Origin of the sequence: Pedobacter sp. MC2016-14, from assembly GCF_020991475.1 — a bacterium.
GTDB lineage: Bacteria > Bacteroidota > Bacteroidia > Sphingobacteriales > Sphingobacteriaceae > Pedobacter.
Genome location: NZ_JAJMPA010000001.1, coordinates 1,948,285 through 1,960,333, shown reverse-complemented (window position 1 = coordinate 1,960,333; position 12,049 = coordinate 1,948,285). Strand labels below are relative to the sequence as shown.

10 protein-coding genes are annotated in these 12,049 nt (G+C 39.6%); 2 read left to right on the top strand and 8 right to left on the bottom strand.

Annotated features, from left to right (window positions below):
• Nucleotides 1-23: 23 nt before the first annotated feature.
• The 5 genes from LPB86_RS08240 to LPB86_RS08220 form a co-directional block, all read right to left on the bottom strand.
• Entirely contained in the window at nucleotides 24-2,681 is a 2,658-nt protein-coding gene (locus tag LPB86_RS08240) for a zinc-dependent metalloprotease (RefSeq protein WP_230642286.1), read from the bottom strand.
• A gap of 130 nt (nucleotides 2,682-2,811) precedes the next feature.
• On the bottom strand, nucleotides 2,812-4,389 hold the full coding sequence (locus LPB86_RS08235) for a histidine kinase (RefSeq protein ID WP_230642285.1): 1,578 nt from the start codon (nucleotides 4,387-4,389) through the stop codon (nucleotides 2,812-2,814).
• Nucleotides 4,390-4,415: 26 nt separating this feature from the next.
• Entirely contained in the window at nucleotides 4,416-7,070 is a 2,655-nt protein-coding gene (locus LPB86_RS08230) for an outer membrane beta-barrel protein (protein WP_230642284.1), read from the bottom strand.
• 57 nt (nucleotides 7,071-7,127) lie between these two features.
• Entirely contained in the window at nucleotides 7,128-7,856 is a 729-nt protein-coding gene (locus LPB86_RS08225; protein ID WP_230642283.1) for an acyl-CoA desaturase, read from the bottom strand.
• Nucleotides 7,857-7,923: 67 nt separating this feature from the next.
• Nucleotides 7,924-8,421 (bottom strand): phosphoheptose isomerase, encoded by a 498-nt coding sequence (locus tag LPB86_RS08220; RefSeq protein ID WP_230642282.1) that lies wholly within the window; start codon nucleotides 8,419-8,421, stop codon nucleotides 7,924-7,926.
• Between the two features lie 258 nt (nucleotides 8,422-8,679).
• On the opposite strand from LPB86_RS08220, the gene hxlB reads away from it, so the two are divergent.
• Nucleotides 8,680-9,255, top strand: a complete 576-nt coding sequence (gene hxlB / locus LPB86_RS08215; RefSeq protein WP_230642281.1) for a 6-phospho-3-hexuloisomerase — start codon at nucleotides 8,680-8,682, stop codon at nucleotides 9,253-9,255.
• A 49-nt stretch (nucleotides 9,256-9,304) separates the two neighbouring features.
• Nucleotides 9,305-9,937 (top strand): 3-hexulose-6-phosphate synthase, encoded by a 633-nt coding sequence (gene hxlA, locus LPB86_RS08210; RefSeq protein ID WP_230642280.1) that lies wholly within the window; start codon nucleotides 9,305-9,307, stop codon nucleotides 9,935-9,937.
• A 75-nt stretch (nucleotides 9,938-10,012) separates the two neighbouring features.
• On the opposite strand, the gene LPB86_RS08205 is transcribed toward hxlA, so the two are convergent.
• The 3 genes from LPB86_RS08205 to LPB86_RS08195 form a co-directional block, all read right to left on the bottom strand.
• On the bottom strand, nucleotides 10,013-10,441 hold the full coding sequence (locus tag LPB86_RS08205) for a tail fiber domain-containing protein (protein ID WP_230642279.1): 429 nt from the start codon (nucleotides 10,439-10,441) through the stop codon (nucleotides 10,013-10,015).
• Nucleotides 10,442-10,538: 97 nt separating this feature from the next.
• Nucleotides 10,539-11,246 carry a DUF2490 domain-containing protein gene (locus LPB86_RS08200; protein ID WP_230642278.1) on the bottom strand — a complete coding sequence of 236 codons (708 nt, stop codon included), beginning with the start codon at nucleotides 11,244-11,246 and terminating at the stop codon, nucleotides 10,539-10,541.
• 46 nt (nucleotides 11,247-11,292) lie between these two features.
• A complete protein-coding gene (locus LPB86_RS08195; protein WP_230642277.1) occupies nucleotides 11,293-11,970 on the bottom strand; it encodes an NAD-dependent deacylase in 678 nt (225 codons plus the stop codon).
• Between the last annotated feature and the right edge of the window lie 79 nt (nucleotides 11,971-12,049).

The window sequence follows — 12,049 nt, the reverse complement described above, 5'->3', positions numbered from 1 at the left end:
TGTTTTGTTTAGTTGATATTATTTTATTTATTCAATTGAAGACTTTGGCGAATCCTCAATATTAAATCCTGATAATGACCTTGAGTAGCCTCATCGCCCCTATTTTTTCTCTTTTCCAGTAAGTTTAAAATCTGCAGCAGTTCTCCGCGTTTAGCAGAAGCAACAGCCGAAATACGGCTCATGGGCGTAACCAATATATTTCTGACCGATCTTGTGTTGTCTATATCCACCTCCAAATCTTTGTTCAAGCCAAGATCGCAAGTTTGAGGCAAATTCATTATCGATGACTGCGCTAAACTTTTCTTTGTGATCTTCTCCAACATCTTATCCGTACTTACCAGCAATACATCCACATAATTTTGCTGCAACATCCTATCCGTGATAGAAAGATCATTCCCTTTTAACTGCTCAAAAACGGAGGTACGTATTTCCTTTAAAAGGGTTGCTACTGTAAAGACATTATCTTTGCCATGAAGCAGTTCCATTTCAAACATCCGCAATAAACGCTCCTCGCTTAATAAGCTATATAACACAGAATTTTGATACTCCCGGCGAAGCGCATAAGGGCCGATTTCAAACGGGCCTATCGGCGAATCTTTTAAAGGAAATGTTTTATCCAGCAGCTCTTTATTAAACAACCAATCTGGCATGCGAAAAACCTCTGCCTTAATATAATCCAATGCACGCTGTTGCGTACCTACAGGCACAGGCGTATATGTTTTTTTCCCATCACCAGCTACAGGGTTCTCCAGGTAATAACCACCAATATTTGCCGTAACATGTTCTGCGTAGGTTTGCCATTGTCCTAAAGCAGCAAAATATAGTTTACCAGCCTGGTAATAATCCTCTCCCTGTGGTGTAGCCCAGGCAGTAATTTGTGGAATCAGCCGCTTTAAATTTGCAAGTCCATAATTACTGGCTTTTACGGCATCATCACCCAAATCTTCTGACTGCGATCTTGGATCGATTACATTTTTGGAATCCTGCTGCTCTCCATATCTATACAGGGGATCATTAGCATGTTGATCAATCCAGCCCCTCAGAACAGGAAGTTCCTGATGTGGGTCTTTTACGTCCAACCACCTGTAGGCCCATGAAATGGCATATTTATCATAAATACCAATTTGCGGCGTAATGTTAGTTACATGGTCTTCAGGCTGTGCTACATAATTAAATCTTGCATAATCCATAATAGAAGAAGCAGTACCACCCATACGGTTAGTAAACGAAGGGGAACGTAAGGAATCTACAGGGAAAGATGCTGACGAACCCATATTGTGTTTTAAACCGAGTGTATGTCCAATTTCATGAGAAGACACAAAACGAATGGCATGAGCCATTTTTTCATCAGAGAGTTTGTTAGCCCTGGCGCCCGTATCAATTACACCGGTTTGCACCCGGATCCAGGACTGTAGGGAGGTCATTACATTGTGCCACCAAACTACGTCAGCTTCCAGAATTTCTCCACTCCGGGGATCTATAACAGACGGACCCATTGCATTGGCTTTTGGTGAAGCTGCGTACGTAATTTCAGAATACCGAACATCATCTCCATCATAATCTGCAGTATCAGCTACTTCTTTTGCCAGAATTGCGTTCTTGAAACCAGCTTGTTCAAATGCTTTCTGCCAATCTACCACTCCTGCAATAATCTGCTTTCTCCATAATGGTGGTGTTGCAGGATCTATATAATAAATAATAGGTTTAACAGGCTCTACCAATTCACCTTTAAGGTAGCGTGCGCGATCTTCTGGTTTTGGCTCCATGCGCCAGCGGGTCACCAATTCGCGCGTTTCCATTTTATGTTGTGCGTCAGAAAAGTACCAACGCGGTGTGCTAAAAAAGCCTACCCTGCTATCGGCGAAACGTGACTGCATGGGTTCTTCTGGTAACAGCAAAAGATTTGTGGTCACAGCTACACTGATGTCTACACTCCCATTATTGTCACTATATTTTGTGGTAAGCAAAGAGCGAACAACAACGTTCTTTGGAAAACTTTTTATTCTTTCTATTGAAGATAAAGCCGTTTTAGCAGAACTTCCCAATCCTAAACCACCAAAAACATCATTAAAACTTTTTTCTGTGCCATCAAAAACCTTATTTACTTTTATAACTACTGCTGAAGAATCAGGGGAGTAAGCCTCAATTTTAAATGATTCAATTACTGATCCAATAAAATTGTCGTTAACAGACTTTGTAATTGCATCTCCTGCTGGTGATTGTATTTGAGGAACAATGGTTTTAACCCAGACAGTTTTAGAGATTTTATTTCTCGAAAACCTGATAACCTTATTTTCAAAGTTCATACCTTTATTTACACCCGACTCATTTAAGGCCATTGGTACAGAAGATATTTTATTGACCAACAGAAAATCTTTGCCCATTAATTTTAGCGGAATTTCAAAGTAATAATCTGTTTCTACCTGATGTACTTTAAAAAGACCTTTTACTGTTGTTGCTTTTTTCAAAAGCTCCGCATAGTTCTTTAGATCTTTACTCTTGCTGCTATCTGCACTTTTCTTCTTAACAGTATCTGCAGCAATTTTAGTTACCACAACTTTTGCTTTTGGGAATTTACCAGGTGTCTTTTTAGGAACTTGTGCTTGTAAAACGCTTGCAAACAGCAAAATCAATAAAATTAGTTTAGGTATCAGAGAAAATGAAGTTTTATTAAAAATCATGATCTAAAATGGCTTAAAGTTGGCACAATATAAAACCAGTATCCGCGAACTGGTTGTTTTATAGGATTGAAAGCGCAGTTTTAAGGAGTGAACTTTTAGTGCAAACTTAAGGGGTCGTCCTGTTTTATAGTCAGTTTGCCAATACTGGCAAATGGCACCTGTAAAAATCACCTTCAATACCGTAGCGCATTTGCCGGTTTCCAAAGTGTGCATACGTACTTTGCAGATAGGTCAATCCCTGTTTGCCAGAATCCTTAACATCTTTTCGTAATTGCAGGTTGTTGGTCACTATAATTTCATGACCTATACTTTCAATTGTGATCTGTAAAGGTTTTGCTTTTGAAAGCATGTTGTGTTTAACTGCATTTTCAACTAATGTTTGCAGGCTCATGAACGGAATTTTTTCTTTGAGCCGTAGCTCATCCACCTCTATTTGGAGCGATTTTAGCGATTCTCCAAAGCGTATTTTCATTAAAAAAAAGTATTCATTTACAAAACGGAGTTCATCCCCTACTGTTGCCAATCCGTCTTCCGGGGCTTCAAGAACATATCTGTACACCCGGGATAACTTTAGCACAAAAGATTTTGCGAGGTCCTGATTCTGGGCAATTAGCGCGTTTAGCGAGCTTAAAGAATTGAAAAGAAAATGAGGATTTACTTTTTCTTTTAGCTTGTCCAGCTGCAATAAAGCATTATCTTTTTGATGCTGTGCGGCACTGAGACTTAAAGATTGCTTTTCTATCCTCAATAAAAGCTCCTTTTGCCATTTTTTCTGATACAGCCAAATCAGTCCCACTATAATCCCAACCGCAATTAACGCCATGTATAAAGAGTAGGTACGTATTGGCGCTACATCTTCATCCACTACAAGTTCAGGAATATCAACCATCATGGTCCAGTTCAGTCCTTCTATGAAGTTTGGAATATAATAACGGATTACCGGCAGGTTAAGGTAAGCCGAGAGCGTATGCTCATTGTGTATTTTAGTTTCTTTGCGTACTTGCCGAATTATAGAAAGTTTATCCGCACGATAAAGTTGCTTACCAATAAACTGATCATTAGGATGTGCGAGGCAAAAACCCCGGTCATCTACAATGAAAACGTACGACATACCGCGCGCATCTATTCCATAAAAAGAATGCTGCAGGTCCTTCATATTCACATCCAGTCCAAGCAATAGTTTTACACCATTCTTTTGCACCAATTTCGAAGCAGTAAGCCAGTGTAGGGAATCTTTTACGCTTAGCAACTGATTATTCAGCTTTGCCGTATCTGATCGCAAAAACTGTTGTTTTACCCATCCGGCAAGATAGCCGGGCATGGTGCTTTTATAGAAGCCCTGGCTTTTTCTGGAAATGTAAACCATGCTGGTGTCCTGGCCATTAATAATTGCATACCAGGCATGTTTGACTTTGGCATCCGATAACAACAACGTACTGAGCGTAAATTGCAAATTACTTCTATCAGGCCCATCACCCAATTGGGAGCACAATGCCGCAGCGGTTTCCTGCCCTTTAAGCATGTTATTGAATTCGTACCTAAATACATTTACTTTCTGCCGGTAAACATTAGCTCCGGTAAATTCGTTAACTCCAGCTATTCGCTGATCCAAAAGGCGGAGGATAAAGAAAGTGGTGCCCGTAATACATAAAATTACCGTAAATGCGATGGCAACCAAATATTTTGGGTTATGAATTTCCGCTTTCATGGATGCAAAGATAGTTAAACCAGCAATTAAGAGCCGCTAAGACCAAACTGCTCCAAACGCATGTTAAAACTCATGGTAAAATATCTGGTAATCTGATTGGTCCTGGTGTCAGTAGTGGTGTTGCCCGCCACGATGCGCCGTTGGTTATTACCCTGGGCAAGCAAATCATTAGCACTTATTTTGATACTGGCCTTTTTATTAAACAGAAATTTTTCCATGTTCATGTTGATCAGCAGCGGGTTCGAATTGCTTAAAGCGAAACCGGTATTTATCGTTTTATACACTTCCAGTCCGGCATTTAGCCATTCTCCAAACATGCACCTTGCATCAGAACTAAAGTTCCAGGTCTGCACGTTGCCCCCATTTTCGTAGCTGATGGAATACTTATTACTTGTTAAACTATAGCTGGCCCCAGCGTTTAGCATCAGCCATTTTCTACTCATCCGCAGGGATATATTTTGCGAGAGGTTTAGGCTTTTATTTAAGCCTTTTATTTGTTCCGCATAAAAAACATTATTACTATACCCTAGCATACCGCTCATTTCCAAACTATATTTATTATCTACAAATGGTTTTGAAAATGAATACTGACCATTTATGGTATAATCGCCATCGGTATTTTCGTAACTGCTTTCCTGGCGTAAGCCCAGGCTATCTGTAATGATGAGGGTTTTAGTCACTACTTTATTCTGCACCAGATTAGCCATAATACCCACTTGTAGTGCGGAACCATCTTTCACATTTACATTGGTATAATTTAACATCGCAACCTGATTTACTGAAGGTTTAAGATTAGGATTCCCGATCACGATGTTTTGAAGGTTACTCGTTTCTTTTACGGGTTGTAGCTGGTTAAATGCAGGCGGAGCAGTAGTTTGAGAAATATTAAAGTCAAAAACATGCTTCCTCGCAATATTATAATTGATATTGGCAGCGGGACCAATTGCAAAAGTGCTTCTATCTATTCCCTCCGCAATATTTTCATATTTTCCTTTAAGTACCATTATCCGTGGAACTACCCCAAGCGTATACCTCCATCTCTTGTTACTGTACCTGTAGCTAATGTTAAAACTATTATCAGTAAAAGAAGTAGTATAGGCGTTACTTAAGGAGTCAACCAGATTAACATTCCCTTGCGCACCTGCAAAGGTTGATAGGCGATTACGAGTACCCGTAACACCAAAGTCATAAGTGAGATCAATGTTCCGCTGAATGATCGAATCCTTCTTTCCTAAAGGTTCCGAGAATTTAAAGTTTGCTTTTAAATCGGTATTGCTGTTCCTTTTGTCCAACAGACGGTTTAGTAAAGAATCTTTGGTTACCTCACCAGTTTTTTTGTCGTAGTAAACCAGTCTGTCTTCCAGATTATCTTTAGAACTGGCAAGGTTGCTGGCCAGGTTAAATACGGCAGCAAAGGTTCTTCCGGGCTTACTTAGTTTTCTCGTATAATTAAGCATTGCCGACAGCGTCGGATTACGTCCCTTACTACTGCTGTTGTTGTATAAATCTTGCTTGCTGGTTTGCCCCGTTGTATCTTTACTTTTAATGGTTTGAAGAGATTGAGATATGCCAGTATTGCTATTCTCCGAAAATGTGCCCGCAATGTTTGCAGTGATAAATTCCTTTTTGCCTCTTTTAAGAATACCAGCATTTAAACGGTGATTTTGGGTACCGCTGGTAGATGTATTGTTGTTTTCATTATAGATAATATTGTCGCCATTATTTGTCTCAACTGCATTGATGGATTTGCTGTCGTTGTTACTACCATTGTAGCTGTAATTGGTTATTATGTTAAGTTCTTTATTCAGCGGCTTATTATAGGTAACGGCAGCCACGTTACCTGAACTTTTTCCTGCACCGTTATCCTGCCGGTTTAAATTGGCATTGAAAGACATTTGCTTTTGGCCCCTCCAGTAATTTGCACTTCCATCCAGTCCATACTGCTTATTGGTGCCAAGCGTTGCCTGGGCATTGCCAAAAACCCCACCGTTTCCATTCTCCTTGGTGACCAGATTTAATATTTTTACCGGATTACCGGTTTTAATTCCAGTTAAACGAGCTTCATCACCATAGTCGTCAATCATTTGTACCTTAGCAATAAGGTCTGCAGGCAGCTTATTAATAAATTCTTTGACGTCACCTGTAAAAAAATCTTTTCCGTTTACACGGATCTTAGTCAAAGTTTTACCCATCGATTTTACATTGCCATCCTTATCAATCTGCACACCGGGCAACTGTTTAATCAGCTCTACTGCACGGTCTTTGGGCAGCGTTTTGTAAGCAAGGGCATTATACTCCAGCGTATCTTCTTTTATCCTGACTGGAATGATTTTCCCCTTTATCACCACATCTTGTAGTGTTTGACTATCTTCTGCTAAAATCACAGGATCAAGCTTTACATCCTTTCCTTTAGGAAGGTCATAATCGTGTTTGTATTGTATATATCCAATACTCCGAACAGTTAAACCAATTTTAGATAGCTTGATATTGGCGAATGTAAACTTGCCTGCAGTATCAGTTACAGCTTTAAGCGTATCTGTTCCCGCGATAAGAATAACCCCTGCCCCACTAACCGGGGTACCACTTTGTTCTTTAACTACACCCGTAAGCGCTTTTATTTGCTGTGCTTTTACAAATTGACCAGCAAATAGTAAAAAGACAAAGCATGAAAGTTTTCTCATGAAAGAATATGAATAAAGCCAGATAACGCTGGATAGACACCCAATATTGCCCGGAACTTAAATCTTTCTGATTCTGATGATACGCATCCAATGCATGGCTTTCATAATTGGGTACGTTGGGTCAAATTCAAACCACTTGCTGGCAAAGTTTGGACTATTTGGTTTTTTATGGTGGTTATTTTGAAAAAGTTCGCCCATCATCAAAAAATCAAGTGGTAAAGAATTTTTACTGTGATCATTGTTATCATGATTTGAATAGCCATACTTATGGCCGCACCAGTTTACAATGGCACCATGTAATGGCCCCATTAAAAAATGTACAGGCAAGAGTAGAAACATCCACCAGGCTGTAGCAAAGGTTACATAAAACCATACGTAAAAACTTACAAATAAAAATCTTGTTAACCAGCTGTCGCCAATTTTATCAATAATAGGCCATGAAGGATAATTGTCACGGAACTGCTCTTCTGGTTCTTTGTTAAATTTAGCGTAATTGAGATAAATATTTTTGGTCTGAATCATCATTCCCCATACATCTTTCACAAAATGCGGCGAATGCGGATCTTTCTCAGTATCGCTATAGGCGTGATGCATGCGGTGTAAAATGGCATACGCGCGAGGGTTGAGAAACGAGGATCCTTGACTTAAAAACGTAATGGTGTAAAAGAATTTCTCCCAGAAACCATTCATCTTAAACATCTTATGAGATGCATAGCGATGAAGAAAGAAAGTTTGTGAAAAGAGTGAGAGGAACCAATGTAACAGGAAAAAAATTAATATAATCATAAAGGCATTTGGTGTACTGCTACAAAAGTAGCAAAAAAAAGGTCGGTGTTATCACCGACCTGTAGTTTTATCTTCCAAAATCATCCTGTACCCTTACAATATCCGATTCATCAGAAGGATGTTCCGGGTCTGTATGTTGCCAAATTTCAGAAACAATTCCCCAATCTTCCAAACCAATTAAGCGGTGTCTTTCGCCCTGGTTCAATTTAATGGTGTTACCTGGTGCTAGTTTCTGTATTTCACCTTCTTCATCGGTATCGCTGGTTTTAACACCCACTGTACCACTTACTACTTGCCATATTTCTGCTCTGCGGTGATGATATTGCCATGAAAGGCGTTTCTCCGGACCAACAACCAATATTTTAGGGCTTAACTTGCCACCTATCTTTAAATCTTCAACATTTAAGCCATTAAAGTAAACATCAGCAAATTGCTGTGCCTGAGCTTCATCTATTACAAAAAAACCACCCCATGGGCGAGTATCGTCATAACTAACCACATTAAAGCCTTCTATTTTAAGCCTTTGGGCTACACCTTCAAATATTTCTTTTTTCTGATCTGACATTTTAATTTTAGTATTGATAGCCAAATATAGCAAATGTGACTACATACGCCAATATAAAATATTGATAAGATTAAGGTCAAGCAAATCACCCTATTGGACTATTAGGAAATTAAGGTGTACTTATCGGCCATATCTGATTTTTGATGGCATTTCAATGATAAACCAGAGCAAGCATTTCCAAATTATCCCATACTATGCGCACAATGTATAACCCCTACTAGTAAAAGAGCCAATACTTTTGAGCCATAATTTTAAAAAATGGAAGAAAAGGAAAAGGCAACTGCATTACAAGCCAATCTGGAATTGATATTACAGGAACAAGTTAAACTTGCCAAGGAAATAGATTTTAATCAGGTAGCCAAATTATTGCCATACCTCAAACCAAACCATCGCATATTTGTAATTGGTGCTGGTCGTTCTGGCTTAGCTTTACGTTCTGCCGCCATGCGCCTGATGCATTTTGGACTTAGGGTTTTTGTAGCAGGAGAGACAACTACCCCAGCCATCGGGAAAGGGGATATCTTAATTGCCGCTTCGGGCTCCGGCACAACAAGCACAATTGTAAAAGCGGCAGAAAAGGCCGTTTCTGTCGGTGCAAAGGTGCTTTCTATTTCTACAACGACTGATTCTCCACTGGGAAAGTTTTCGGAACTGGTGGTTATACTACCGGCAGCCCAAAAACAAGATCATGGTAAAACCATCTCCCTGCAATACGCCGGAAGTTTATTTGAACAAGCCTTGTTGTTGCTTACAGACGCTATTTTCCAGACCCTATGGGATGCAGATGGCAGTCCGGCGGAAGAGCTATGGAAAAGACATGCCAACCTGGAATAGAACATTGAACGAAAAAAAACAATTATTAATACATATAAAAACAAATATCATGGCTAAATTACAAGTTGCAATAGACTTATTATCTACAGAAGAAGCATTGGCACTGGTTGCTAAAATTGCTCCATATATTGACATCATCGAACTGGGTACTCCATTAATTAAACAAGAAGGTTTGGCGGTAGTTACAGCTATCAAATCCGCTTATCCAGATAAACTGGTATTCGCAGATTTAAAAACTATGGATGCCGGAGAACTGGAAGCAGACATGGCTTTTAAAGCAGGTGCTGATTTGGTAACTGTATTGGGTGCTGCCGGTGATGCCACCATTGCAGGAGCCATCAAAGCAGGGAAAGCACACAATAAAGGTGTTGTTGTGGATACTATTGGCGTTGCTGACCGTGTTAAACGTGCACAGGAAGTTACCAAACTGGGTGCTGAGTTTGTAGAACTTCATGCAGGATTAGACGAGCAATGGACTACTGGTTATTCTATCCAGGTGTTAATTGACGAGGCTGCCCGTGCAGGTGTGCCTGTATCCATTGCGGGTGGTGTAAACATCAACAATGTGTCTGATGTCATTAAAGCAGGTGCAATTGTAGCTGTTGCTGGTGCTGCAATTTATGGCGCAGAAGATCCTGCTGCTGCTGCTAAAGCATTACGTGAAGCAATTGACGCTGTTTAATTAAGCGGACTAAAATAAAAATGGGAAGACCGATTCATTTCAGCCTTCCCATTTTTTATTTAATTATCTCAAAAACTATCTCGATTTTTTTAATTCAACAAGTTCTTTTTTTAACTGTTCTATCTGTACTTGTTGCTCTTTCACGGCAGACACCAATAATGGGATCAATTGTTCTGACTTTACATCATCGTATTTAGCCACCCTGGTATCGTTTTTACCTACATTATAAAACTTTGCATTTTCAAAAATCAAGTGTGGAAATTCGTTCTTAAAACTGCTTACCGCAAAGCCATATTGTTGTCCGGCAGGCAAATTAAGATGTTTGTATTTTTGCACATTGTAATTAAAAGCTATCGGCTCTAAATTTCTCAACTGATGAAAGGAATTGGAAAGTTGTGCTACATCCACTTTTAGTTCCTGATGGTCTATTTTTTGTCCTTTCACCGTTAGTGTAGAAACTAATACTGCTGCCATTACAGCGCTCGTTTTAAAGAATCTCTTCATACTTATACATTTGGTTAAACTCAATTTTAATTTACTTATTCAGAACAAATTCCTTAAAAATTTGTTCCGTAACATTTTCAAAACAAAACTTCTCTGACTAGAAACGGGTGTATACAGCAACCTGCAGCACATTATTAACTGTATTTGCAGCAGCCCCTTTTATCGCCTGGTTTAAGTAACCCGCTTCTATATCCAACTTCTTACTAAGACGGTAGCCCAAGGCTACGTACGCCCTGTTCTGATCAAATACATCCCCATTTAACTGACTTTTATTTTGCAGGTTTAAAAACACTTCATTCTGCAGGGCTACAAAAAGGCCCTCATTAAAAGACTTTGCATCTTTAGCTATAGGTATTATACCCCGCACAAAATACCTGAATCTTTGCGCAAATAAATCTTCTCTTCCCAATCGGTCAATAAAGCGCTGTTCCAGTCTAAATCTATGAGAAAACGCTACTGTATTCAGTTTGTGTTTATACACATATTGCTCCCAAATTCTGTGCTCATTGAGTACATTATCCGACACACCTTCTACATGTAAATAAGTATTATTTAACAGATATCCGAGCGTAATCTCATTCTTTGAATTTGCATAGTAGGTAATTCCAGGCCTAAACATAAAATTCCTGACATTTGCCCATTTGTCACCGGAGCGCAGCTGCAAATCGGCATAAAAGCCCCACTTCTCAGTCAGCTTTGTATTGTTCATAAACAAAAACCAGCCAGTGCTTTCATGCCTGGTTTGCGCATTGGTTTTTAAAACCAAAAGGCCCACAAATGCAAGAAATAAAAATATGTGCTTCATAAATTAAAAAAGATCAAAGCCTCTAAAGTACACATTATCCCTAAATTTACATTAGCGCTGCCACCATTTGCGGCACGCCAATACTTGCGGGCTCTTGTATTTTCATCCAGTTGCGACCTTGTACGTTAGAAATATCAAGATCTACCACATACTTTAGTGCCTGTGCAGGCACATAATCTATTAGCCCAGCAGCAGGATACACGGCCAGCTTAGTACCTATAACGGCAAAAATATCGGCAGTATCACACATTTCTGCCGCAAGTCTTAAATTGGGAACCTCCTCTCCAAACCAAACCACGTGAGGCCGCAAAGGTTTACCATATTTACAAACATCGGCCGAGGTAAGCTCCCAACCCTCCATCGGGTAAGTAAGCGATGCATCTACATCAGATTGAGAACGGGTAATGATTCCATGCAAATGCAATACATTCTTTGAACCTCCCCTTTCATGCAAGTCGTCAATATTTTGAGTAATAATTTGAACATCATACTTATCTTGCAATTTAGCAAGGGCAGTATGCGCCGCATTGGGCTTTGCTTCCAGAACGGCTTTACGCCTTTCATTATAGAATTGCTGTACCAATGATGGATTACGCCTCCATCCTTCAGGTGTAGCTACCTCATTGATGTCGTAGCCTTCCCACAGCCCATCTTTATCCCTGAATGTCTTTAATCCGCTTTCGGCACTGATGCCAGCCCCTGTAAATACTACAATCTTTTTCATGCTCCAGTAAACTTAATAAAATTGATTCTATAAACCTTAACCGTCCTATATTTTATAACTTAGCATTAGTTATCATTTT